18 protein-coding genes are annotated in these 25371 nt (G+C 71.1%); 10 read left to right on the forward strand and 8 right to left on the reverse strand.

The window, feature by feature from the left end; genetic code table 11:
* Positions 1-105 precede the first annotated feature (105 nt).
* Genes OG622_RS34795 through OG622_RS34810 form a run of 4 tightly spaced genes read left to right on the forward strand, consistent with a single transcriptional unit; the run spans position 106 to position 6959 of the window.
* Positions 106-1065 (forward strand): alpha/beta hydrolase, encoded by a 960-nt coding sequence (locus OG622_RS34795; RefSeq protein ID WP_371580595.1) that lies wholly within the window; start codon positions 106-108, stop codon positions 1063-1065.
* Positions 1062-3140 carry a hypothetical protein gene (locus OG622_RS34800; protein WP_371580596.1) on the forward strand — a complete coding sequence of 693 codons (2079 nt, stop codon included), beginning with the start codon at positions 1062-1064 and terminating at the stop codon, positions 3138-3140. Before OG622_RS34795 ends, OG622_RS34800 begins: the two co-directional genes overlap by 4 nt.
* Complete coding sequence (locus OG622_RS34805) at positions 3137-4072, forward strand: AAA family ATPase (RefSeq protein WP_371580597.1); 936 nt, start codon at positions 3137-3139, stop codon at positions 4070-4072. The genes OG622_RS34800 and OG622_RS34805 overlap by 4 nt, the downstream gene beginning before the upstream one ends.
* On the forward strand, positions 4065-6959 hold the full coding sequence (locus OG622_RS34810; protein WP_371580598.1) for a TIR-like protein FxsC: 2895 nt from the start codon (positions 4065-4067) through the stop codon (positions 6957-6959). Before OG622_RS34805 ends, OG622_RS34810 begins: the two co-directional genes overlap by 8 nt.
* Positions 6960-6971: 12 nt before the next feature.
* Here OG622_RS34810 and OG622_RS34815 read toward each other — a convergent pair whose 3' ends face one another.
* Complete coding sequence (locus OG622_RS34815) at positions 6972-7409, reverse strand: MarR family winged helix-turn-helix transcriptional regulator (protein ID WP_371580599.1); 438 nt, start codon at positions 7407-7409, stop codon at positions 6972-6974.
* Between the two features lie 162 nt (positions 7410-7571).
* Here OG622_RS34815 and OG622_RS34820 point away from each other — a divergent pair, with 162 nt between their 5' ends.
* The gene (locus tag OG622_RS34820) at positions 7572-8594 is read left to right on the forward strand and encodes an NADP-dependent oxidoreductase (protein WP_371580600.1); all 1023 of its coding nucleotides are present in this window, start codon (positions 7572-7574) and stop codon (positions 8592-8594) included.
* Between the two features lie 110 nt (positions 8595-8704).
* On the opposite strand, the gene OG622_RS34825 is transcribed toward OG622_RS34820, so the two are convergent.
* Positions 8705-9898, reverse strand: coding sequence for a serine hydrolase domain-containing protein (locus OG622_RS34825; protein ID WP_371580601.1), 1194 nt, complete (start codon positions 9896-9898; stop codon positions 8705-8707).
* Between the two features lie 45 nt (positions 9899-9943).
* On the reverse strand, positions 9944-12496 hold the full coding sequence (locus OG622_RS34830) for a M14 family zinc carboxypeptidase (RefSeq protein WP_371580602.1): 2553 nt from the start codon (positions 12494-12496) through the stop codon (positions 9944-9946).
* A 358-nt stretch (positions 12497-12854) separates the two neighbouring features.
* On the opposite strand from OG622_RS34830, the gene OG622_RS34835 reads away from it, so the two are divergent.
* The gene (locus OG622_RS34835; RefSeq protein WP_371580603.1) at positions 12855-13433 is read left to right on the forward strand and encodes a TetR/AcrR family transcriptional regulator; all 579 of its coding nucleotides are present in this window, start codon (positions 12855-12857) and stop codon (positions 13431-13433) included.
* Between the two features lie 62 nt (positions 13434-13495).
* Positions 13496-14716 (forward strand): GDSL-type esterase/lipase family protein, encoded by a 1221-nt coding sequence (locus OG622_RS34840; protein ID WP_371580604.1) that lies wholly within the window; start codon positions 13496-13498, stop codon positions 14714-14716.
* A gap of 92 nt (positions 14717-14808) precedes the next feature.
* Here OG622_RS34840 and OG622_RS34845 read toward each other — a convergent pair whose 3' ends face one another.
* Entirely contained in the window at positions 14809-16440 is a 1632-nt protein-coding gene (locus OG622_RS34845; protein WP_371580605.1) for an IS200/IS605 family accessory protein TnpB-related protein, read from the reverse strand.
* 232 nt (positions 16441-16672) lie between these two features.
* Here OG622_RS34845 and OG622_RS34850 point away from each other — a divergent pair, with 232 nt between their 5' ends.
* Entirely contained in the window at positions 16673-17497 is an 825-nt protein-coding gene (locus OG622_RS34850; RefSeq protein WP_371580606.1) for an EI24 domain-containing protein, read from the forward strand.
* Between the two features lie 127 nt (positions 17498-17624).
* Here OG622_RS34850 and OG622_RS34855 read toward each other — a convergent pair whose 3' ends face one another.
* Together OG622_RS34855 and OG622_RS34860 are read right to left on the reverse strand one after the other, a co-directional pair.
* Positions 17625-18884 carry a pyroglutamyl peptidase gene (locus OG622_RS34855; protein ID WP_371584312.1) on the reverse strand — a complete coding sequence of 420 codons (1260 nt, stop codon included), beginning with the start codon at positions 18882-18884 and terminating at the stop codon, positions 17625-17627.
* Positions 18885-19141: 257 nt separating this feature from the next.
* A complete protein-coding gene (locus tag OG622_RS34860) occupies positions 19142-19729 on the reverse strand; it encodes a TetR/AcrR family transcriptional regulator (protein ID WP_371580607.1) in 588 nt (195 codons plus the stop codon).
* Positions 19730-19860: 131 nt separating this feature from the next.
* Between OG622_RS34860 and OG622_RS34865 the strand changes: the two genes are divergently transcribed.
* Entirely contained in the window at positions 19861-22323 is a 2463-nt protein-coding gene (locus OG622_RS34865; protein WP_371580608.1) for a glycoside hydrolase family 3 protein, read from the forward strand.
* A gap of 140 nt (positions 22324-22463) precedes the next feature.
* On the opposite strand, the gene OG622_RS34870 is transcribed toward OG622_RS34865, so the two are convergent.
* Together OG622_RS34870 and OG622_RS34875 are read right to left on the reverse strand one after the other, a co-directional pair.
* Positions 22464-23453 (reverse strand): aldose epimerase family protein, encoded by a 990-nt coding sequence (locus tag OG622_RS34870; protein WP_371580609.1) that lies wholly within the window; start codon positions 23451-23453, stop codon positions 22464-22466.
* A gap of 33 nt (positions 23454-23486) precedes the next feature.
* Positions 23487-24386, reverse strand: coding sequence for an SGNH/GDSL hydrolase family protein (locus OG622_RS34875; protein WP_371580610.1), 900 nt, complete (start codon positions 24384-24386; stop codon positions 23487-23489).
* A 404-nt stretch (positions 24387-24790) separates the two neighbouring features.
* Here OG622_RS34875 and OG622_RS34880 point away from each other — a divergent pair, with 404 nt between their 5' ends.
* Complete coding sequence (locus OG622_RS34880) at positions 24791-25285, forward strand: DUF3145 domain-containing protein (RefSeq protein ID WP_371580611.1); 495 nt, start codon at positions 24791-24793, stop codon at positions 25283-25285.
* Positions 25286-25371 lie beyond the last annotated feature (86 nt).

Raw genomic sequence — 25371 nt, forward strand, 5'->3', positions numbered from 1 at the left:
TTCGCCACGCTCCCGCCGGTCGGACAAGTACTGTGGCCTGCTGGCAAGTTGCACGTAAGATGGTTTGTCCGGCATTACCTGGTCGGGTGATTCGCGGGGGTGCGCATGAGGCCGCGTCTGGTGTTCGTGCATGGCGTCGGGGGGCCACGGGATCCCGACGCCGAATGTGATGTCTGGCTGCGCGCCCTGGCCGAAGGGGCTCGGGCGGCAGGTCATTCGCGTCGCGTTCTGGACCTGGTGCGGGGCTGGGCCGCCGACGCGCGATTCGCCTACTACGGTGACCTGTTCGGCCTGACGCCACAAGCGCAGGGTGATGTGCCCGACGAGGACGACGAAGAAACCGTCCTCGTCGGAAGTCTGCTGCGCGAAGCCTTGGACGAGCGTCTGCAGGAACCCCACACGAACGACGAGGGCCGGGTCCTGCGCCACGCGCGGGCCCAACTCACGCAGGACGGACCGGCGCAGGGGCCGGGAGCGGCGGCCCGCAAGGTATTGAGCGCGGCCAACACACTGCTGAGCCTGCCCGGGTTGCGTACCTGCGGCGGATGGGCCAGCGCGGGGTTGATGGTCGGCCACCTCCGTCAGGTGGCCCGCTATCTGCGCCGTGGCGAGGCCGACGAGGAAGGGCTGACGCTCGACGTCCGCGTACGCCGCCCCGTCGAGCGGGCCCTGGACCCCGTCGGTCCCACGATCGTCATCGCGCACTCGCTGGGCACGGTCGTGTCCACCGAGACGCTGCACGCGCACCGGGGCACTGTCCCGCTGCTTGTCACGCTCGGCTCACCGATGGGGCTCCGCTCGGTCGTCGGCGCCCGCATGAGACCGCAGCCCCTACAGGTGCCCCTCTCCGTCGAGCGATGGCTGGACTACTGGGACCGGGACGATCTCGTCACGGCGGGGACCCGGCTGGAGAAGGCCGTACGGCCCAACGACCGAGCCGTGAGACCTGTCAGCAGACGCGTGGACTCGGACGGCTTGTCGGTGCACCCCGCCGTCAAGTATCTCGCTCAGCCCGCCGTGGCCGGCCCGGTCGTCGAGGCCATCGAGACGGCCACCCACGCATGACCGCTTCGACTCCGCCTCGTCACGCCCTCGTCATCGCCCCGCAGTGCCCGAATCTGGGACCGCTGGACGACCTCGAAGGCGTGGCCCGGTCACTGCGCGACCTCCTCACCAGCCACTGGAGAGGAGCGTGCTCACGCAGCCCCGCCGCCACGCCATCGCTCCTCTACGGCGACTCCGTCGGCCAGGCGCGCATCGAGGCGGCGGTCCGAAGCGCGGCGAAGCACGCGGCCCGGGCACAGGCCGTGCTGGTCGTCGCGTTCCTCGGCCACGGGATCACCCCCGGCAAGAACCCCACGCTGTACCTCATGGCGGGCGACTCCCGTGCCGACGAGATCGCCACGGCCGTCAATGTCGGCGAGCTCCTGACCCAGGCACTGGAGACACCTGGACTTCCCGGTGTGATCGCCCTGGTCGACACCTGCCACGCGGGCGGCGCCACACCCGACCTGAAGTCCCTGGACGCCGGCGTACGACAAGGCGCGACCCGGCTCTCGTTGCTCATGGGGGTCGGTGCCGCGCAGACGGCCTACCGCCTCGCCTTCTCGCGCGGCGTCGCGGAGGTCTTGAAGGGAGGCCTCGGCGGCGAGGGCGAGTTCCTGTACCCCACCGCGGTGCTCCAGGCCGTGCGTGACACCGTGCCGGGTCAGGACGCGCGTCTGGTGGAGTACGACGGAGCACAGTTCGGCGACCGGCCCTGGCTGGCGCGCAACGCCCGCCACCCGATCCACTCCGGGCCCCTGCTCGGACCCGTCGCCTCCGAGGAACTGAGCCTGGCGCTCGCTCCGTTGGGATGCTCTTCCCTGTTCCTGACGCCGGTGGCCGACGCAGGGACTCTGGAGCGGCTGCGCGCCGTACTGCCGGACCGCTCGTCGGGCAGCGCCGCCGAGCTGGCCTGGGCGCTGCGCGTCGTCGACGGTGTCCTGGACGGCCTGCGCACGGTCGAACTGCTCACCACCTCATGGCCCGGCCGCCCGCTGACCTCGGAGCGGCTGCGCCGCGCGCTGTCGTCGGCCGCCGGCCGGGCCGCCGAACGGCTGCCGGACACCTGGGGACGCGAACTGCTGCGAGACGCCGTGGAGTTGCTGCGCCTGCGAGCGCCACGTCTGCACGAGACACGCACCACCCCTCTGGCGACCTTCGTCGCCACGCTGGCCGCCGAGGACGCCTTGGCCGAAGATGACGGAGAACTCGTCTCCTGGGCGGACGCGGTGGGCTCCCGCGTCGAACTGAGCGACGCCTTCGAGGCCCTGCGTGAGCGCGGAAGCACGACGCGACTGCGGCTGATCGTCAGCCTGCACGCGGCTGTCGCCGACGAGTGGCCCGAGAGCCTCGACGCCTGGCTGCTCGACGGCGGAGAGGTCCACGCGCACGAGGAGTTCGACTGCGTGCCCGACCAGGACGGCATCGAGCAGCGGCTCGCCGCCGTGCTGCGCTGGGCATCGCTACGGGCACGCGGGATCGGAGTACGGCTGCGGCGGGTGGAGATCGCCGCCTCCGCCGCCCTCCTCCTGCGCTGGCGCCCCGAGGAGACCGACTTCGGGGAACTGATGGGTGTCGCGTACGACGTCGTACTGCGCTGGAGCGAGCGGCTGTGCCCGCCGGACCACCTCTGGTGGATCAATGACCGGGCCCGGGTGAAACTGGCGGCGATGAGTGCCTGCGCCGCCGGAACCGCGCCGGTCGACTGGCTCGGCGAGCCCGAGACCGGAGAGGCACAGGAGCTCAGGAGACTGCTCCGCAACAACACCTATCGCCGCGCCGTCGCCCTGGCCCACCGGCCGCCGCGCTTCGAGCAGGTGATGGAGGTACTGCTGGCGTATGCCCCGATCGTGCTGTGGCCCTGTGCCGACGACGGTGCGCCCGAGCGCTTCCGGGACACCCTGGACAAGTTCTGGCATCTGCTCCCCGCCGAGTTCTGCGAGGCATACCGTCACAGCTGGGTACAGCGCCCCCCGACGACCCCCGACGGCCGGGAGCAACTGGCCCGATGGCGAACCGTGTGGCACGACATCGAGTGGCTCGACTTCTGCGACCGGTTCGAGCAGTTCACTACGGAGGAGGAGAACTCCGCATGACCTGGCAGCCCTTCTACGTCGGTGACGGCACGCCCCGCGACGTCGATCTCGGTGAGCCGCCCCCGTGGCGGAGCTTTCCCCGGCAGGCCCTGCACCAGCAGTTCCAACCGCCGCCCGGCCTTGTCCGGGCCGTCAACGCCGCGTTGCTGCTGCGTCGGCCGCTGTTGGTGACCGGCGCCGCGGGCTCGGGCAAGTCCACCGTGATCGAGCAGGTCGCCGCGGAGCTCAAGCTCGGCGACGTGTTGCGCTGGCACATCACTTCGCGGAGCACTCTGACGGAGGCGCTCTACCGCTACGACGCCCTCGGCCGCATCCACGCCCAGCGGCTCGCCGGCCGCGACGGCGGCGACGACATCGCGCCCTTCCTGCAACTGGGCCCACTGGGGACGGCGCTGCTGCCCGCCGAACACCCGCGTGCCCTGCTGATCGACGAGATCGACAAGAGTGACCTGGACCTGCCGAGCGACCTGCTCGATGTGCTGGAGCGCGGCGAGTTCGAGGTCCCCGAGCTCGCACGGTACGCGAGGGAGATCGTCGACGTACGGGAATGGGGCGGTGACGCCCGTAGTCCGGTGGCGCGCGGACGGGTGCAGTGCGACCAGTTTCCCTTCATCGTCATGACGAGCAACGGCGAGCGCGACTTCCCACCGGCCTTTCTCCGACGCTGTATCCGGTTCACCATGCCGAAGCCGACCGTCGACGCGCTGCGCGCAATCGTCGGGGCCCACCTGCGGATCGGCGTGGATTCCGACGGGGCGCGGGCGGTCGACACGCTCATCGAGACGTTCGTCGGCCGGGTGACAGCGGGCGAGAGCCTGGCGATCGACCAGCTCCTGAACGCCGTGCATCTGCTGACCGGCGGCGGCGTTTCGCAGGGAGAGGACGACCAGGAAATCATGGAGCTCGTTCTGCGCGAGTTGTCCCGTGCCTGAACGGGGCTCCTCGGCGTTGGAGCCTCTCGCCCGGGTGGTGGCGGCGCTCAGCGCCGCCGCGCCGGGGCTGGACGGCACGGCCCTGGCCGAGGCCCTCTGGCTGGCGTCCCTGATGGACGTGGACAGCGAAGCCGACGGCGGGCCGGCGGGGGACCGCCCCGCCGAGACGACGCCCACCTCCGGGACGGCGACCGAAGACCTCGAACCACAGCTCGCCGATCCCCTGCACGACCTGCACGAACACCTCGCCGGAGCGCCGGTGACGATCCGGGGCGACGCGGTGGCACCCGCCCATGCCCCCGGTCTGCCACGGGCTCTGGAGGTGACCCGTGCGCTGCGCCCGTGGAAGCGGCGATGGCCACGGGGGCGCCGATCGGTCCTGGACGTCGACGCCACCGTGGACAGCTACGCCCGCAGCGGAGAACTGATCCCGGTGCTCAGCCCCGCGCCCGAGAGATGGTTCGACCTCGTCCTGGTGGTGGACCGCTCCCCGGCGATGGGGGTGTGGCGGGAGACCGTCATGGACTTCACCGCCGTACTGGACCGGCTCGGCGCCTTCCGGACCCTCCACCTGCGCGAACTCCACTTCCGCGACGACGGGTTCGAACTCCGGGACAAGCAGGGCAGGTTGACGGCCCCCCGTCAGCTGAGGTCTCCCGATGGGCGCCGACTGATCGTGGTCGTGTCCGACTGCGCGGCTCCGGGATGGCGGGACACGGCGGTGTGGCGTCAGCTGCGCGACTGGGCGCTGCTGGCCCCGGTCGCCCTGCTCAATCCACTGCCGGCGAAACTCTGGCGCAGAACAGGCCTCGACCTGCCCTCGACCAGAGTCACGGCCACCGCACCGGGCTCTCCCAACTCCCGACTGCTCTTCCCATCGCCGCTGCTGCCCCACGAGAGCGATGACGCCGACGAGGGGGACTGGCTGCCCGTCCCTGTTCTCTCCTTGTCCCCGCACTCCTTGAACCACTGGTCACGCACGTTGATGCGCGCGGCCCCCGTAGGTGCCGCCGCGGTCCTCGTACCGAGTGGTGGACGGATGGAACGGCGTCCTCGGCAGCGGTCCGGGGGCGTGGCCGCGGAGGGATTCCTCCGCACGGCCTCGCCCCCGGCGGCGCGCCTGGCGGTGCTGTGCTCCACGTTCGACCGGCTGAGCACGCGCCTGCTCCATCTCATCCGCCAGGAACTGGTACCCGAAGCCACGGTGGCCGATGTCGCCGAGTTGCTGACCAGCGGGCTTTTCGCACTCAGCCACGACGACAACGGCGTCGTAGTGATGAGTCCGCCGGACGTCATACAGCGACGGCTGCAGAGGGAACTCGCGGAACACGAGGTTTGGCGCATCAACAGGGCGTTGAGCCGCCATGTGGCCTCCATGGACAGCTGGGGCGGGCGGTTGCCGGCAGTGGTGTCGAGCTCCGGCGGTCGCGTCGAACTTCCGGCGGCCGGGCAGGCCTTCGGGCAGCTGTCGGGGCGCACGCTGGAGCTGCTGGGTCTGCCGATAGGCGGTCCGGCCGTGCCCGGCTCCGGGGGAGGGGCGGAGGGGGTGCCGCGGCCGGGCACCTTGCGGCCCCGACTGAGGAAGGCACCGGCTCCGGCGGACAATCCGCCCTATTTCTTCCTCAGTTACGCCCGCACACCGTCCCTCGGATTGAACAGCGGCGACCCGAACCACTGGGTCCAGGTGCTCTTCCAAGACCTGTGCGACCACATCATGGCCCTCACGGACCTGCCCGCCGGGGCGAGCGCGGGGTTCATGGACCGGGAGATGCGTTCCGGTGGCGGCTGGACGGACAAGGTCAGCGAGAATCTCGCCGCGTGCCGGGTGTTCGTACCGTTGTACTCGCCGAGGTACTTCACCGGCGAGATGCAGGGCCGTGAATGGTACGCGTTCAACGAGCGCATCGTGCTGGCGAGGAGCACGGGTGCGGGGGACGTGCCCGCCATCGTCCCGGCCCTGTGGGTACATGTCCCCTTCGACCAGCTTCCCGAGTCCGCACGGGACTTCCAGATCGACACCTCGCTCGGGGACCGCTATCTCACCAGCGGCATCTACGGGCTGATCAAGCTCAACCGCCTCAGGGACGAGTACGAGGAGGTCGTGTACGGCCTGGCCCGGCGGATCGTGTGGGCCGCAGAGAGGACGCCGCTGCCCCCCGGAGAGCCCCGCGCCTACGAGTCGACGCCCAGCGCGTTCAAGCCGCGCGGCGAGGGGCCCCGCAGCATCCACCTGATAGTGGCGGCACCCACCCGGACTTCCGTCCCCGAGAACCGGGACATCCGTCCGTACGGCGAGGACGCCTGGCACTGGAACCCTTATCACGGCGAGTCCACGCGCCCACTGGTCGGGCTCGTCGAGGAAATGATCCGGTCGCTGGACTACCGGGTCAGCGTTTCCGACTTCGACGACACGGACCCTTCCATCGACGTCCTCGCGGAGCACGGCGAGCACGACCCCCGATCCGCGGGCGAGATGGCCTGGTCCAGCCGTCCCACGATCCTGTTGCTGGACCGGTGGGCGGTCCAGGACTCCGAACGGCGCCGCAGGTTGCAGGCGTTCGACCGGCTCGCCCACCCCTGGGTCAGTGTGATGGTCCCCTGGAGCCGCTTCGACCCGCAGTGCCAGGCGCAAGAGGGTCTGAAGCGAAAGGCCGAACTGGAACGGGTTCTGCCGAACCTCTTGGCTCGGGGACGAAATACCGACCTGCACACGGCTGCCGACGGCGTCCCCACCTTGAAAGCCTTCACCGACGTACTGCCCCTCGTCGTGGCGACCGCCACCCAGCAGTTCCTCAGGCACGCTTCGGTCGCCGTGCCGCGGTCCCCCCGGTTGCCGAGGCTGATGCCGGAGAGAGCGGACTCCGGGTCCTTGGAGGACGAGGTCTGACTGCCCGCCTTTCTACGCCCCCACCATCCGCAGCAGCAGATCCCGCAACGCCTCCCGTTCGGCGGTGCTCAGCCCCGCCAGTGGCTCCCGGGCGAAGTCCAGCGAGTTCCGGAGGCTGCCGGCCACCCGGCGGCCTTCGGGCGTGGCCGCCGCCAGCTTCACGCGGCGGTCGTTCGGGTCGGAGCGGCGTTCCACCAGACCCCGTGCCTCCAGGCGGTCCACGATCCCCGTGACGTTCGAGGGTTCGCAGCGGAGTTTCTGGGCGAGGCGGCGCATGGGGAGCGGTTGCAGGGAAAGGAGACCGAGGAGGCGGGCCTGGGCGCCGGTGAGCGTGTGCTCGGCGGCGGCGTCCTCGTACTCCTCGTGGTAGCGGGCCACCACCGTGCCGATGAGCTCGACGACCTCCATGGTCAGCGGGTCGATGCGGGGGGCCGTCTTCTGCGTGGGCATGGGTCCGAGGCTACCCCTTTACTTGACAACATGAAATATTCAAGCGCATGGTTGTTTCAGACACTGAAGTAACCGCACGGTATGCAACAGTGCAAGCAGCACCGCAAGAGCCGTCCCCCGCACCACCGCTCGCAGCACGCACCCGCAGGAAGGCCCACCCCCATGTCCGACACCCCCGCCCTCCCCGCCACCAGCCGTGAATGGCACCTGCTGAGCCGCCCCGTCGGCTGGCCCAAGGACGAGGACTTCGCCCTGGTCGAGGCGGAGATCCGGCAGCCCGGCGCGGGTGAGGTCCTCGTACGGAACAAGTTCCTCTCCGTGGACCCGTACATGCGCGGCCGCATGAGCGACGCGAAGTCGTACGTCGCCCCGTTCGAGCTGGGCAAGGTCATGCAGGGCGGTGCCGTGGGCGAGGTCGTCGCCTCGGCGGCCGAGGGCATCGCCGTCGGCGACCACGTGCTGCACTTCGGCGGCTGGCGCGAGTACGCCACGTTCGACGCCAAGCAGGCCGTGAAGGTCGACGCGGACGCCGCGCCGCTCTCCACCTACCTCGGCGTCCTCGGCATGACCGGCCTCACCGCCTACGCGGGTCTGCTGCGGGTCGGCGCCTTCAAGGAGGGCGACGCCGTGTTCGTCTCCGGCGCCGCCGGTGCCGTCGGCAGCCAGGTCGGCCAGATCGCCAAGCTCAAGGGCGCCTCGCGCGTCATCGGCTCCGCCGGCTCCGACGACAAGGTCAAGATCCTCGTCGAGGAGTACGGCTTCGACGCCGCCTTCAACTACAAGAACGGCCCGGTCTGGGAGCAGCTCAAGCAGGCCGCCCCCGACGGCATCGACGTCTACTTCGACAACGTCGGCGGCGAGCACCTGGAGGCCGCGATCGGCGCGCTCAACCTGCGGGGCCGGGCCGTGATCTGCGGAATGATCTCCCAGTACAACTCGACCGAGCCGACCCTGGGCCCGCGCAACATGGTCAAGATCCTGCAGAACCGCCTCCGCGTCGAGGGCGTCCTCGTCGGCGACCACTACGACTTCCAGTCCCAGTTCGTCCAGGAGGTCGGCCCCTGGGTCGCCTCCGGCGAGCTCAAGTACCGCGAGACCGTCGTCGAGGGCATCGACAACAACCTGGAGGCCTTCCTCGGCGTCCTGCGCGGCGACAACACGGGCAAGATGATCGTCAAGCTCTGAGCCCACCCCCGTGACGAACGCCCGCTCACGTTCGTCGCACACGCCGGAGTCCGCACCCCCTGGACGTGGGTGCGGACTCCGTTCGTGTGTACAGGGCCGGGCGTGCGTCCTCAGAGCGCCAGCGCCGCCGTGTGCGCGGCCCGCACCAGCCCCGTGTTCTCCGGTGCCGCCCCGCCCGGGAAGGCCATGCGGCGCCGGGTGTAGCCATAGGCGAGGCCGCTGCGGGGATCGGCGAAGGCCTGCGAGCCGCCGGCGCCGCTGTGGCCGAACGTGCCGGCGCCGAGGAAGGCGTACAGGTTCTCGGCGGTCGCCTGGAAGCCGAGGCCGAACGCCCTGAACGCACGGGCCACGAGGTCGTGGCCGGCGGAGTGGATCTGGCCGAACTCGCCGATGGTGTCGGGCTTCAGCAGCGGCGGCCGGCCGTCCACCGTGCTGATGGCCGCCGCGTACATCCCGGCGAGCCCGCGCGCGGAGCCGACACCGCCCGCCGACGACTGCCCGTTCGCCCGCACGACACGGGCGTTGGGGAAGTCCGTCAGCTCTCCCGGTTCCGGCACCTGGGAGTTGAACGCGATCGACGCCAGCGTGTGCGGGCCCTGCGGTACGGCGTCCAGCTCCGCCTGCTGCGCGGGCGTGGGCGTCATCGGCAGCACGGTCCGGAAGCGGGGCTCGTGCTCGGCCGGCAGCCCCAGGAAGAAGTCGAGCCCGTACGGGGCGCGGATCCGCTCCTCGTACACCTCCTGGAGCGTGCGGCCCGTCGCCCGCCGTACGACCTCTCCGGTGAGCGCCCCGATGACGAGCGCGTGGTAGCCGAAGGCGGCGCCCGGCCGCCAGAACGGGCGCTGGACAGCGAGGCGTTCGGCGATGACACGGTCGTCCGCCAGCTCCTCCAGCGTGAACCCGGCGTCGGTGCCGACGAGCCCCGCCCGGTGCGCCAGCAGCTCCCGCAGGGTCAGCGCGCCCTTGCCCTCCGCAGCGAACTCCGGCCAGTAGTGGGCGACTTCACGGTCCAGGTCCAATACGCCGTCCTGGACGAGGAGGGCGACGACGAGATGGGCGGCCCCCTTGGTGGAGGAGAACACGCCGTGCAGCGTGTCGGCGCCCGTCTCCTCCTCCTCGGGCCCCGCCCACAGGTCGACGACCCGCCGCCCGTGCACATACGCGGTCAACTGCCCCTCGTAGTCGCCCCGTTCACCTGCCACGAACAAGGCGAACTCCTCGCGCACCGCCTCGAAGCCGTCGGCGACCATGCCGTGGACGGTGGCCTTCCCGGACTCCCCGGTCGCCTCTGCCTGCTGCGTCATCGCACTCCTGTCTGGATGATCGACCGTGATGGGTGGCCGGCTGGGTCAGGACACCGTCAGCAACGCCCGTGCGACCTGCGGGAATTCCCCCTTCGGATGGTCACGGAAGAGAGGTTCCGTGCCGAAGAGGACCGCGTTCGGGCCGCTGACCACGGATGGCAGGCCCGCCGCCGCCGCCGGTCCGCCGGTGCCGTCGTCCAGCGGCCGCCAGTGCCCGGAGACCAGCGGGTTCCCGGTGCCGTACGACTGCTCCACGGTGACACCGCCGCCGAGATCGGTGAACCATACGGGCGCGTAGACGAAGCTGTGATCAGGCGCGCCGCCGGTCACCGCGCCACCCGAATTCACCACGCGCACCACGCCGTTGGCGTCCCCGTTGCCCTCCACCGCCGTCGCCTTCAGCTGCCCGGTGCCCGTGGCGAGCACCGCGCCGGTCGCGCCCCGGCCGACCAGTCCATGGCCGGTGAGGAACCCCGTGAGGGCCGTACGGGCGGACGCGTTCAGACCGCCGTACGACAGCCCGGACGACACGAACAGCACATCGGCCTTCGACCAGTCGAAGCCCGCGTTGAGTACGGCCGTCGACACCGGCACCACGTCGAAGTTCATCTCACGCAGCGCGAACAACTCGCCCGCCGTGACGGCCGCGGCCACGCGGACCCGGTGCAGAGGCGCGCCCCTGACGGTCCTGGTCGCGTCGAAGGCCACGTCGTACGACCGGGCGAGCGCCTCCGCCCTCCGTCGCGCCGACGACGGCACGAGCGCGCTGCCGTCGGCCGCCTGCCGTACCGGGACCCCTGCCGTGAGCAGGGCGTTGAGGGCGGCGATCTCCTGCGGGGAGTCCAGGCGCAGGCGCAGGTCGCCGCGCGGGGCGACGTAGCCGACGCGGGCCGCCGCCCGCACCGGGCGGGTGGGGACGGACGACGGACGGCCGCTCTCGACGCCCACCACACTCGCGCCCCAGAGCCGCCCCAGGCTCCAACCGGAGATGTCGTACATCACCGAGACCTTGTCGCTGATGTCCCGCCCGTCGGCGAGCAGCACGTTGGCAAGCCCACGCTTGGGCTGGCGCATGTCGACGACGTACGAGCCCTTCGCGTACGACCGCCCACCGAGCCGGAATGAGTGGGTCGCGCGCGTCACGCGTACGTCGTTGGCGAGCAGGTGGTCGACGAGCCGCGCGGCGGCCGTGGCGGACCGCTGGGCGCTGCCCGCCGGGATGACGTACGCGCGGGGGAACTCGGCCGTGTAGACGTCCTCGGGACCGATGCCGGGCACCCCGGGGACGGTCTCCTCGGAGACCGGGACCTGGGCGGCGCCCGTGGCACCGCGCCGGAAGACCTCGATCTGGTCGGCGATGAGCGAGGCCCGCTCCTCCCGCACGAAGTCGAGGGTCGCGCGCAGGGCCGCTCCCGCCACGTCCACGTTGACGGCGGAGCGGCGGCGCAGTTCGCCGACCGGCAGCGACTCGTACGCCGCGTTGTTCACCTGGAGCGGGATCTCCACAGTGTGGGCGGCGACCGTGCCGTGGAAGGCCGCGTACTGCGGGGTGAAGATGGGCGGCCAGTCGTCCCAGCCCTCCTCCGAGTCGCGGAACGGGATCTGGGCCGGCTCGACACCGTCCTTCGCGGGCGTGTAGCCGAGGCCGTTGACGGCGGACTCCATGCCGAGGGCGTTGGCGTAGGTGTTCTTGAGGAAGAGGTCGTACTCGTAGTTCTCGCCGTGCGGGGGAGTGGTCGGCTCGATGAGCGTGCCGTTGACGTATCCGTGCAGGTCGAGCATCACGGCCGGCTGTTTGTCGATCTGGATCTGCCGCATCGCCCGAACCTCGGGCTGCGACGCGGTGACGAAGTCCCGGTTCATGTCGAAGCCGCCCGCGTTCGTGCGGGTTCCCGCGATCCGGCCGTCCGGGTTGGCGGTGATGTTGAAGTACAGCCGGGAGTGGACGAGGAGGTCCTTCGTCTCTGTGTCGCTCGCCGTCGCCAGCCGCTCGATGAGCTTCAGGGACGCGTCCGTGCCCTCCCACTCGTTGCCGTGGATGTTGTTGTTGAAGAAGACGGGCGTCTTGTACGACTTCTTGACGGTCCGGTCCTTGGCCGCCAACTGGGGTGCGCTCTCGATGAGTTCACGCATACGGGCCTGATCGCGGGCCTGGCGCGCGGTCTCCGGGGCGGTCACGGTGACGAGGTAGAGCCGGTGACCGCCGGCCGACCGCCCGGCGATCTCCACACTCACCCGCTCGCCGAGGCCCTGGAGGGCGTTCAGCTTCGGGGCGATGGCGTGGTACGGGGTGAGGCCGAGCTTGATGGACTTGTCGCCGGGGTTCTCCGGGTCGGGGGAGAGGACCTGCTCGCGGGGGTAACCGCGACCGGAATCTGCCGCGTCGGCGAGGTCGGCGACCGGCGCGGTGAGCGCCCGCCGGGCCGCGCTCGCGGGGGCCTGGGCGGCGCCCTGCGGGAGCGCCGAGCCCTCCCGGACCGGCGGCTTCGGGTCGGCGGCGCCCGCGGGGTGCGGGGCGATCAGGAGCGACCCCGTGGTGACGGTGACGGCGGCGACGCTGAACAGTGCGGATCTCGGGCCGGGTCTCGGCGGACGCACGCTACCTCCTGGAGTGGGGTTCCTCGGATGTGCCGGTGCGGGTGTCGACTGCGGGTGATGACTGGGGAGTTGACTGCGGGAGTTGAGTTGACTGCGGGTGGTCGACCACAGGTGGTCTACCTGTTCGACTCCCGGGCAACAAGAGGGCGCAGGCATCACGACCGCCTCGATCGCCCCCACTTCGTCCCCTCGATCACCTTGTATCCGGCGCCGGAACCCGTCGGTGGCAGACCGCGTACCCCCTGGAGGAGCTTCGCCGGTGCGCGGCCGCGTTACCTAAAAGCTAAAGCTTCTTGCCTAAGACCTTTAGGAAATCGCATAATCGATCTCGTCGAGTGAGTCGAGTGAAAGGACGGCCATGGCGCGTGCAGGGCTCACCCCGGACCGCCTCGCCCGGGCGGGAGCGGAGCTGGCCGACGAGATCGGCTTCGACGAGGTCACCGTCTCGGAACTCGCCCGACGCTTCGACGTCAAGGTCGCGAGCCTGTACTCGCACATGCGGAACTCCCAGGACCTCAAGACCCGGATCGCCCTGCTCGCCCTGGAGGAGCTGGCCGACCGGGGCACCGCCGCGCTCGCCGGACGAGCCGGCAAGGACGCGCTGGCGGCGCTGGGGAACGTGTACCGCGACTACGCCCGCGCCCACCCCGGCCGCTACGCGGCGGCCCAGCTGAGACTGGACCCCCAGGTGGCCGCGGCGAGCGCGGGCGGCAGGCACTCGCAGATGACGAGGGCGATCCTGCGCGGCTACGACCTCACCGAGCCGGACCGGACGCACGCCGTCCGGCTCCTCGGCAGCGTCTTCCACGGCTACGTCAGCCTGGAGTCGGCGGGCGGCTTCAGCCACAGCGCCCCCGACTCGCAGCAGAGCTGGGACCGCATCCTCGACGCCCTCGACGCCCTGCTGCGCAACTGGCCGACCTCTGCCCCCAGTTGACCGCCGGGCGCCCACGCCACCAACCGCCGGACAATCCACCCCACCGATCGTCAGGTTGAGCCATGCCCACGAATTCCTCGGTACCCACGAACCCCTCGGTCCCCACAAACCCTTCGGTCCCCCACTGGATCACCATCCCCCTCACCGCCGACCTCCTGCGCGGCGCCCTGGAGTTGGAGCGCACCGAGCACGGAGTGCTGCCCCACCGGCTGCCGGCCCGGGCCCGCGCCCAGTGCGCCGACCCGCAGCTGGCCGTGGTCGAGTCGCAGCCCTCCGGCGTACGACTGGTCTTCCGCACCCGCGCCACCGCCGTCGAACTGGACGCCCTGCGCACCAAGCGGACCTATGTGGGCGCCCCGCCCCGCCCGGACGGCCTGTACGACCTCCTCGTCGACGGCCGGCTGACCGCCAGGGCGAGCGTGCCGGACGGCAACACCATCACCGTCGACATGACCGACGGAACGTCGGAGCACCGCCCGGGCCCGCCCGGCACCGTGACCTTCACGGACCTCCCCGCCGGCCTCAAGACGATCGAGATCTGGCTCCCGCACAACGAGACCACCGAACTCGTCGCCCTGCGCACCGACGCCCCCGTCGAGCCCGCCCCGGATCCGGGCCGCAGGGTCTGGCTGCACCACGGCAGCTCGATCAGCCACGGCTCCGACGCCGCCGGTCCCACCGAGATCTGGCCCGCCCACGCCGCGTCCCTGGGCGGCGTCGAGCTGATCAACCTGGGCCTCGGCGGCAGCGCCCTCCTGGACCTCTTCACCGCCCGCGCCATGCGGGACACCCCCGCCGACCTGATCAGCGTCAAGATCGGCATCAACCTCGTGAACCACGACGTGATGCGGCTGCGCGCCTTCACCTCCGCCGTCCACGGCTTCCTCGACACGATCCGTGACGGCCACCCCACCGCCCCGCTCCTCGTCGTCTCCCCGATCCTCTGCCCCATCCACGAGGACACCCCCGGCCCCAGCGCCCCCGACCTCACCGGCCTCGCCGAGGGCCGCCTCCGCTTCAAAGCCATGGGCGACCCGGACGACCCCACCCCCGGCAAGCTGACCCTCCGAGTCATCCGCGACGAACTCTCGGCGATCGTGGCCCAGCGCTCTCCCGAAGACCCCAACCTCCACTACCTCGACGGCCTCGCCCTCTACGGCGAGTCCGAGGCCACCACCCTCCCGCTCCCGGACGACCTGCACCCGGACGCCGAGACCCACCTTCAGATCGGCAGGCGTTTCGCGGAGCTGGCCTTTGAAGGAGAGGGTGCCTTCACCCCGTAAGGGGCGCGGGGCTGTTGCGATGTGCGGCTCCGCTCGCCTGGGCCCGACCAGCCCCACACAACCGCATGCGGACAACCCACCTCGGACCGTTCCTAAAGACTGAGCGGGAGTGAGTCCTGTTGCCAGAAATCATGCTCAGCCGAACGCCCCGGACGGTGCTGGGCGTTCTGGTTGCCCGCGTTCGCTCCGCGTCCGGGCGGCACGGATCGTGTCCGTGGTCCGGGAATGCGGGGGCGGGTTCCCTCACGCCCAAGGACGCCTGGCCCGGCCTGGACGGTCCGATGCCCCGCACGATCGCTCTGGTCGTGTGGGGGCGGTGCCGTCCGTCGCCGGATCGGGTGTCCCTGGGCGCGCCTTCCGATCGCCACGGCAGCTGCCTCGTGGCGAGTGGTTGTGCGGGTTGTGGTGGTGAGGGGTTTCTGCCAGTGCTGGGCACCCCACCGGCTGGTGTAGGCCGGATCGACGGCGATGACCGAGATCCCCGTCTGATCGGCCATCGAAGCCAGCCGGGCACGGAGCTTGCCAGTGGGCATGCCGGAGATGAGCCGGCGGAAGCGTGTGCGGCGGCCGTGTTTCTCTCGGGTCTTCTCCGCGGCGAAGTCCAGGTCCTCCACCGCGATCGCCTTCACACCACAGTCGCGGGCCCAGTGCAGCAGTCGGGTGAGGGCGTGGCGGACCTGGGCGTCGCGGTGGTCGGCGGTGCCGGTCAGGTCGTAGAAGAAGCGGCGCGGGCTGCCGGTGGGGTTGCCATGGGTGTCCAGGCGCCAGGCGGCAAGGTGGTCGGCGTTCATGTCGACGCCGATCACCCCATGGGCGAGCGCGGCCTCCAGCGGGAGGGCGGGGGTGGGCGTGAGCTGCCAGGACGCGGTCAGGTACCAGCGGTCCCGGCCGGTATCGAGGTGGATGCGGTAGGCGATGGCCCGGTTGGCCGCGACGCGGTCGGCCCACTCGCCGCCCCGGTGCGCGAACGCGACCCGGCACGCCAGGACATAGCGGCCGTGCGGGGCGTTCGCCAAATGCGCCAGCGGCGCGGGGAGTTTGATGCTCGCCTCGCCGTCGGGGCTGATGCGGATGGTCTCGTTGCCGTAGCGCTTGCCGGACTCCCCGTCCGCCTGGCAGAACCAGCGCTCCGCCTCCCACCGCCCCCGCCACTGCGACTCCGTGAGCTGGGCCCCCTCCAGGTGGTGCCGGGTACGGGCCAGACGCTTGCCACCGCGCACGACGTGCACGATGCCGGCCTCACGGTCGGCCCGCGCGACCGTCAGCCGGTCCTCAAGCACCCGCAGCCGCCGCGACTTCGCGTGCCACTCCCGCCGGGACCGGTAACCCCCAGGCGCCTTCTTCGTCCCCTTCTGCCCGACCGGCAGGGACAACCGGTCCTCGATGGTGCGGACACCGGCTTCCAGGTTCTGGATGTGCGCGAGCTGGCAGCGCCGGGCCAGCGCCCACTGGTCGTGCGTGGCCTTGGTGATGCTGCCCGCCCACCGTGACGACGACAGCGGCGTCAGCTCCCGCTTACGCACCGCCCACGTCTCACCGGAATGCGACAGGCCGTCCCGGCACCGTGTCCTGAGGTCCTTCGAGGCCAGCGACCCCAGATGCGCGCCCACCAGACGCAGCACCTTCTCATCACCGGGCGTCAGCTGCTTCAGGCGGGTCCGAACAGCCACACCGCTCGGACCGGACGCGACGAGCGGCGACGCGATGCTCCTCAGCCCACCCACCCCGTCACCCCCGCCCGATGCCACCCGAAGACCCCGTCGCCCTGGGAAACGAGCAGCACTCATGAAGGTCACGCATTCGACGGAGGAACGTCAGTTCACCACCGAGAACCGACCCCACGGCCGAGGTACACGAAACGACACAGCCCACCCACACTCACTCCCGCCCACCAGAACGCTCTTGAACGCACTCCAACGCCAGCAGTTCCAAACCCCCTTCAGTAAAGTTCGTCTCATGCGCGATCTAGGGGTGGGTTTCCAGTACCTCGTCCAGGGCCAACGCTGGGTGGCCCGGCACGGGAAGCAGTACGGCTTCGGCCTGATCCCAGGCCTGATCACACTCGTCCTCTACCTCGGCGCCCTGGTGGCACTCGCCGTCTGGGGCCCGGACTTCGTCACCTGGGCCACCCCCTTCGCGGACGACTGGTCCAGCCCCTGGCCGGGCCTCTTCCGCGGCTTCCTCACCGCCGTCCTGTTCGCGCTCGCCCTGGCCCTCGCGGTCATCACCTTCACCGCCGTGACCCTCCTCATCGGCCAGCCCTTCTACGAGAACCTCTCGGAGAAGGTCGACCGGGACGTCTCACCGGACGGCTCCGCACCGGAGTCCGACCTGCCGCTGTGGCAGGAGTTGTGGATCTCCGGCCGGGACAGCCTCCGTGTCGTCGGGCGGGCGCTCCTGTGGGCCGTCCTGCTCTTCGGCCTCGGCTTCGTCCCGTTCATCGGCCAGACCGTCGTCCCCGTGGTCGGCTTCTTCGTGACCGGCTTCTTCCTCACCGAGGAACTGACCGCCGTCGCCCTCCAGCGCCGCAGCGTCGAACTCCGCGACCGCCTCGCCCTCCTGCGCTCCCGCAAGATGCTCATCTGGGGCTTCGGCACCCCGCTGGCCCTCTCCTTCCTGGTGCCGTTCGTCGCCGTCTTCCTGATGCCGGGCGCGGTCGCGGGCGCCACCCTCATGGCCCGCGACCTGCTCGGCGAGGAGACGACCGACGAGGACGAGCGGAACCACGCCCCCGTCGGCCACCCGAACCCCATGTTCCGCAAGCCCGAGGTCGGCGCCTGAACCCCGGGCACTGGCACGCCTGACACGGCCCCAGGGGCGGCCCCCTGCCTCAGAGACGTGCAGTACCCCGGGCCGTCCGCTCTCGCGTCCTCGGCGGCGGCACGGATGCCGTCCGTGGCCCGATGGATCACACGGTCGAGCCATTGACCGCCACGGTCACGATCGCCCGCACCTGCGCGATGATGTCCAGCCGGTTGCGTACGAACTCGGGATCGGTGACCGTCCCGGTCGCCGGGTTCGTGTTGCCGGCGCCGAACTGCAGGACGGGCGTGTGCACATGCCCGCCCGGCAGGGAGGCGCCCAGCCCCAGCCGGTCGCGCAGGAGCGTCGCCCGGTAGGCGATCTCGTTGGAGAGGTAGTCGCCGCCGCCTCCGGCCCGCGCGGTCGATCCCGGCGTCGGTCCGTCAGGCCGTACGACCGCCGCCGTGCCGCCCGCCGGGATCTCGGTCACGCTCGTGTTGTCGTACACCGGGAAGCGGCCGGTGTTCGCGGCGATGATGTCCGCGTACGGCAGGGTCGTGGTCGTCCACTGGGGCTGGGTGGCGGGGTCGGTCACCGGGACGGTCCCGGTGCGGCCGATGTTGTCGTTGTCGGCGAAGCCGCCGCGCCAGGCCCCGTTGGTCCGCTCGACGTCGAAACGGCCCACCCGGCCCTGGCTGACGGTCGCGAAGAGGTCCACGCGCGGCAACTGCCGACGGAGGGTGCGCTCGACCGTGCCGTCGGCGAAGTCCTGCCAGCGGACGGGGAAGACGGCCGTCTCGATGCGCGCGGGTCCGTCGGCGGTCCGGATCACCGTTCCGTCGAGGGCGAGGGCCGTGGCCCCGGACGGGTTGGAGATCCGCACGTCCCGGTCCAGCGTGAACGGATCGAACCCGGTGACGAGAATCCGCTTCACGCCCTTGCCGCCCCGGGGATAGCGAAGAGAGTCCTGCCCGCGCGACGACCGCTCCAACTTGCCGAGCAACACGGCTCTCTGACGATCGGACAGTTCGAACTCCGGCTCCCATCCCCGTACTTCCCGCGTCATCCCCAACCGTGCCCAGTACAAGGGCCGGTCGTCGTCCCGGCTCAGATCACCGTCGGCCGACCCCCGCCCCTGCGCCCGGTCCACGGCCCGCGTCCACAACCGCGCACCCTGCCGTACGACGATCCGCTCGGCCTGCGCGTACGACCGCGCCCCGTCCAGCGCCCGCCCGAACCCCGGGGCCACGCTGTCGAATTCGGACCGCCGCAGGATCTCCTGAGGCACCGCCCGGTCGAGCCGCTGTTCCTCGACGGTGAGTGCCGCCGCCGAAGAGGCCGAGAGCGAGGCGGAGGCAGAAGTAGATGCGGAGGCAGAGGCGGAGGTGGGGGCGCAGAGACCGGCCAGCAGGGCTGCCAGTCCGATCGTCGCTCCGCGTGCGCGTGCGCGTGCGGGTGCGGGTGCGGGTGCGCGTCCGCGTAGAGAAGCCGGTCGGGAAGCCGGCGGGCGGGAAGTCAGCAGGGAGATCAAGGGAGTTCGGGTCCTTCCGTCGCTGTCGTGCCGTGGGGGAGTCGCTCCGGACGGCGGCAGTATCGCGTGACGGAAGGGGCGCACGCCATGTTCGCCACCGGTACAAGCCGGTGGAAGCGCGATGTCCGGCCGCACGTCGCGAACGGCCGGCCTCAGCCCACGTCCTCGCCCAGCAACGCCAGGAAGTCCCGGAACGCCCCCGGCATGTCCACGGCCTCCGGGTCCAGCAGCCACTGGTACTGCAGGCCGTCCATCACGGCCACCAGCAGCGGCGCCGCCCGCTCCGGCGTGAGTCCGCTCGGCAGCCGGTCGCCGTACTCGGTGCGCAGCACCTCCGCCATGGCCCCCCGCACCCGCCCGTACCGCTCCGTGAAGAACTCCCGCGCGGGATGCCCTTCGGTGACGCTCTCGCCGAGCAGGGCGGAGAAGGTCTGGACGATGCCGGGCCGCATGGCGTTGTACTCGACGAGGGAGCCCAGCAGGTCGAGCCGCAGCGCGCTGTCGGGCACGGCGTCCCACCGGTCCCGTTCCTCCAGGACGGCGACGAGCAGCGCGTCCTTGGTGGGGAAGTAGTGCAGCAGCCCCTGCTGGGTGAGCCCGACGCGTTCGGCGATCGCGGCCATGCTCGCGCCCCGGTAACCGCGTTCGGCGATCACTTCCAGGGCCGCCAGCACGATCTCCGCGCGCCGCTCCGCACCCCTGACGCCCCGGGTCCTGCTGGTGCCGCTCATGCCGCTCATGCCGTCACCGTATCGGCATCCTGCCCCACCGAGCGGCGCGAAATATAACGTCAAGATAACGAAACCTACCGATCTACAGGTAATGGATGCACGATGGGGAGACAGATCGGACTCGACGAGGAGGCACCGCGATGGCGGCATACCCGGGTACCCACCCCACCCCGGCCGACGAGACGCGCGAAGCGGCCGTGGACAAGGCCCTGGCCAGGCTGGACCTCGACGCCAAGGCGAGGCTCCTCTCCGGCCAGGACATGTGGACCCTGCCCGCCCTCCCCGAGATCGGCCTGGACTCCCTCGTCATGTCCGACGGCCCCATCGGTGTACGCGGGGTGCGCTGGACCGCCGACGACCCGTCCGTCGCGCTGCCCTCGCCGACCGCCCTCGCCGCCACCTGGGACCCCGAACTCGCCCGCCGGGCAGGCGTGCTGCTGGCCCAGGAGGCCCGCCGCAAGGGCGTCCACGTCCTCCTCGCCCCCACGGTCAACCTGCACCGCTCCCCGCTGGGCGGCCGCCACTTCGAGGCGTACAGCGAGGACCCGTACCTCACGGGCGAGATCGGTTCGGGCTATGTGACCGGTGTGCAGTCCGGCGGAGTCGGCACCACGGTCAAGCACTTCGTGGCCAACGACGCCGAGACCGACCGCTTCACGGTGAACAACCTGGTCGGTGAACGCGCCCTGCGCGAGCTGTACCTGGCACCCTTCGAGGCGATCGTGGCGAACGCCCACCCCTGGGGCATCATGACCGCCTACAACACGGTCAACGGCACCACGATGACCGAGCACCGCTACCTCGTGAACGAGGTCCTGCGCGGCGAGTGGGGCTTCGACGGCTACAACGTCTCCGACTGGATGGCCGCCCGTTCCACGGCCGGCGCCCTCACCGGCGGCCTCGACGTGGCCATGCCCGGCCCGGTCACCGTCTACGGCGAGGCCCTGGCGACCGCCGTCCGCGCGGGTGAGGTCGAGGAGGCCGAGGTCGACGAGGCGGTCCGCCGGGTCCTGCGTCTGGCCGCCCGCGTCGGCATCCTGGAGGGCGCCGACCCGGTGGTCACCGAACTCCCCGCCCCGGTCGACGGTGAGGCCCTGGCCCGCGAGATCGCCCGCCGGTCCTTCGTCCTCGTCCGCAACGAGGTACGGGACGGCAGGGCGACGCTGCCCCTGAAACCCGGCGCCACGGTCGCGCTCATCGGCGCCGCGGCCCGCGACGCCCGCATCCTCGGCGGCGGCTCCGCCACGGTCTTCCCCTCCCGCGTCGTCTCCCCCCTCGATGGCCTCACCACCGCCCTCCCCGAGGGCGCGCTGACGTACGCCGTCGGCGCGGACCCCAACGAGGAACTCGCCGTCGCCGACAAGGGATTCGCCCTCCGGGCCGTCTGCCGCGACACCACCGGCACGGTCCTCGGCACCGGCTCCGCCCCCAACGGCCAGATCCAGTGGATGGGTTCGGACCTCCCCGACGGCGTCACCCATGCCACCCTGCACACCGTCGAGCTGACCGGCACCTTCACCCCGCGCGAGACCGGCACGCACACCTTCGGCATCAAGGGCCTGGGCGCCTTCACCCTCACCGTCGACGGCACGACCCACTTCGACGACGTCCAGACCACCGACACGGACGACCCCTTCGTGTCGTTCTTCGGCGCACCCGTCCCCCAGGCCCAGGTCGAACTGACGGCGGGCACCCCCGTCGACATCTCCCTCACCCACGTCGTGGCGCTCCCAGCCGACGCCCCCTTCAAGGTCATCACCTTCGCCCTCTGCCACCAGGACCCGCAGGCCGACCCCGACGACCTGATCGCCGAGGCCGTCGAGGCCGCCCGCGCCGCCGACACGGCCGTCGTCGTGGTCGCCACCACCGACCGCGTCGAGTCCGAGGGCTTCGACCGCAAGGATCTCGACCTCCCCGGCCGCCAGGACGACCTGGTCCGCGCGGTGGCCGCCGCCAACCCCGACACCGTCGTGGTCATCAACTCCGGCTCCCCGGTGGAACTCCCGTGGCGCGACGACGTCGCCGCTGTCCTCCTCACCTGGTTCCCCGGCCAGGAGGGCGGCGCCGCCCTCGCCGACGTCCTCACCGGCACCCACGAGCCCGGCGGCCGCCTCCCCACCACCTGGGGCTCCCTCCCGGACGCCCCCGTCACCCGGGTCGCCCCGACCTCCGGTGAACTCCCCTACGACGAGGATGTCTTCATCGGCTACCGAGCCTGGGACAAGCACACCGCGACCCCCTCGTACCCCTTCGGTCACGGCCTGGGCTACACCGACTGGACGTACGAGTCCATCGAGGTGACGGGCACGACGGCGACGGTACGAGTCCGCAACACGGGCACACGCGAAGGCCGAGAGACCATCCAGCTCTACCTGGCCCCCACGACCCCGGACGACAACCGCCCGACCCGCTGGCTGGCAGGTTTCGCGACGGTGGCGGCGGCCCCCGGCGAGACGGCGGAGGCGGTCATCCACCTCCCGCGCCGAGCCTTCGAGATCTGGGACGAGACGGCCAACTCATGGGCATACGTGAAGGGTTCGTACGAGGTGGAGGCGGGCCGCTCGATCGAGGACCGCCGCGTTACCGCGACGATCGAGGCATAGCGACCGGCGGCTCCGCCAGGGGTGCGGGGGCCGTGTCGATGTGCGGCTCCGCAGCGTGGGCGCGACCAGCCCCCACGCCCCCGCACGCACCCGCCCCCCACTCGCCCCCGCCCCCGCACCCGCACCCGCACCCGAAGAACCTACGAACGCACCCCGAACCCATACACCGTCTCCGACCGGTAAACCGCCCCCGGCCGCAGCTCCGTACTCGGAAACCGCGGCCGGTTCGGCGAATCAGGGAAGTGCTGCGTCTCCAACGCGATCCCGTCCCCGGGCCCGAACGCGCCCTCCAGATGATCCGCCGTATAGAGCTGCGTCCCCGGCTCGGTCGTGGCCACCCTCAACACCCGCCCCGACCCCGCCTCCCACAGCTCGGCCACCACCTCCGCGCTCCCCGTGACCCCCTTGTCGAGCACGAAGTTGTGGTCGTACCCACTCCCCACCTTCCGAGCCACCCGGAAGTCGAACCGGGTCCCCTCCACCTCCGCCGGTTCACCTGTCGGAATCAGATCCGCGTCCACCGGCGTGACCCGCGACGCGGCGATCCACAGCTCGTGCCCACCCGCACTCCCGGTGCCGGCCCCCGCCAGATTCCAGTACGAGTGGTTGGTGAGGTTCACGACGGTCGGCGCGTCGGTGACCGCCTCGTACGCGATCCGCAGCGCACTCCCGTCCTCCTCCAGCGTGTACGTGACGGAGACCTCCAGCCGCCCCGGAAAGCCCTCTTCCCCGTCCGGACTCACCCGCGACAGCCGTACTCCGGGCGCGCCCTCGACGCCCTCCGCCTCCCACACGCGCTTGTCAAAGCCGAGCGGGCCACCGTGCAACGAGTTCGGCGGGTTGTTGCGCGCCAGCTCGTACGCCTGCCCGTCGAGGGTGAACCGCCCCCCGGCGATCCGGTTGGCGTACCGGCCGATGAGCGCCCCGAAGAACGGCCCCTGGTGGCGGAGGTACCCGTCGAGGTCGGCGAACCCCAACACCACGTCCGCCGACCGCCCATGACGGTCCGGAACCTCCACCGACTGCACGATCCCGCCGTACGTCAGGATCCGCACCCGGGTGCCGCCCCGCTCCAGCGTCCAGCGGTGAACGGGCGTGCCGTCGGAAAGTGTGCCGAAAAGTTCACTCATGAGCGAAACCCTAGGCCACGGCAGAACCCCAGGTCACGCGCCCTTCCTGCTGATGATCCGGTACGCGATCTCCGCCAGCCGGGCCTGCCCGTCCACGCTCGGATGGAACCAGTCCCACTGGCTGAGCTGGGTCTGCCCGAAGCGGTAGTCGAAGACGGCGTCCCCGTCGTACCGGCAGTAGCGGTCCTCGGCGCACACCTCGCGCAGGATGTCGTTGTACTCCTCCACCCGGTCCTGGACGGCGTCGCGCCGCTGGCCGGCCGCCGTGGTGAGGAGGTCGGGGTCGGCCAGCATGGACGGGCAGATACCCAGCTTCCAGACCTGCTTGCCGACCGGGTTCGTACGGCCCTTGGACCACAGCCGCTTCAGGTCCGGCACGCTCGCCACGAACACCTGCGTCCTGGGCAGGCTGTCCCGCAGGGAGGTCATCGCGTCCTCGAAGTCGGCGCGGAAGTCGGCGAGCGGGGTCATGTCGGCGGCGGTCGCACGGCACGCGTCGTTCGCGCCGATCATCACCGTGACCAGTTCCGGCTTACGGGACACCGCCCGGGCCACCTGGCTCGGCAGGTCGGCCATCCGGGCCCCGGTCACCGCGTAGTTCCAGCTCCGCTGTGCAGCTCCGGCCGTGCCCAGCAGCCGTACGGCGAGACTGTCGACCGAGGCGTCGCTGCCGGTCGCCCAGGACACCTCGGGGCAGTCGGAGAGCACCTGGCACGCGTCGAAGCCGCGGGTGATGGAGTCGCCGACGGCGGCCAGCGACTCGGGGGTGCTGTCCCAGGCGGGGGTGGGCGATGCGGAGGGACTGGCCTTCGACTCCGTCCCCTTCGGGCCGGGGGAGTCGCCACCGGTGGCGTCACAGCCGGTCACGGCCAGCAGGACCGCCGCCAAGGCCGCGCCGAACACCGCCCTCGAACGGTGACGTCGCTTCCGCATTCCCTGGTCCCCTCGTCGGTCCTACACGTGCAAGTTCCCACCCATGACAACGCGCGAGAGTTCCCGACACGAGGAGACCAGCTGAGAAGGGCGACGAGGACGGTGATGAGAGCGGCGATGAGAGGGGCCACGAGGACGGTGATGAGAACGGTGCGGCGGAAGGCGCAACTGTTTCGTCCCGCACAGGCGTCCCCTCAGGTGGCTGTGTCTTCCCGGGGACAACCCCGTACCCCCGCCCGGGGGTCCGGCACGCGTCCCGCCGGGTGAAACAGCGCCGCATCCTGGCGTTGGCTCCGACGGTACGTCACACTCCTTGCCCCACCGCACGGTAGCCTCGCCACGTGGCCGCTCCGCCACTGCCGATCCGTCGAATCGCAAACTGTCCTGCTCTGTGGAGGCCCCCGGTGACGACACGTGGAGTCCTGTACGTGCACTCCGCGCCGCGTGCGCTGTGCCCGCACGTCGAGTGGGCCGTCGCGGGTGTTCTCGGGACGCGTGTGAACCTCGACTGGATCCGGCAGCCGGCCGCCCCGGGCACCTGGCGCTCCGAGTTCTCCTGGCAGGGCGAGGCCGGTACCGCCTCCAAGCTCGCGTCCGCGCTGCGCGGCTGGCAACTCCTCCGCTTCGAGGTCACCGCCGAGCCCTGCGCCACCGCCGAGGGCGAGCGCTACAGCTGCACCCCCGACCTCGGCATCTTCCACGCCGTCACCGGCATCCACGGCGACATCCTCATCCCCGAGGACCGCCTCCGGGCCGCCCTGACCCGCTCCCAGCGCGGCGAGACCGACCTGGAGGCCGAGATCGCCAAACTCCTCGGCAAGCCCTGGGACGACGAGTTGGAGCCGTTCCGCCACGCGGGAGAGGGCGCCCCGGTCCGCTGGCTGCACCAGGTGGTGTAGAGGACCGCGCGACCAGCGTCCACAAGCCCGCCCCGACGTACGAACAGCTGCGGCCCGAACCCCTGAAAGGGATCCGGGCCGCACTC

Origin of the sequence: Streptomyces sp. NBC_01314 (assembly GCF_041435215.1) — a bacterium.
GTDB lineage: Bacteria > Actinomycetota > Actinomycetes > Streptomycetales > Streptomycetaceae > Streptomyces.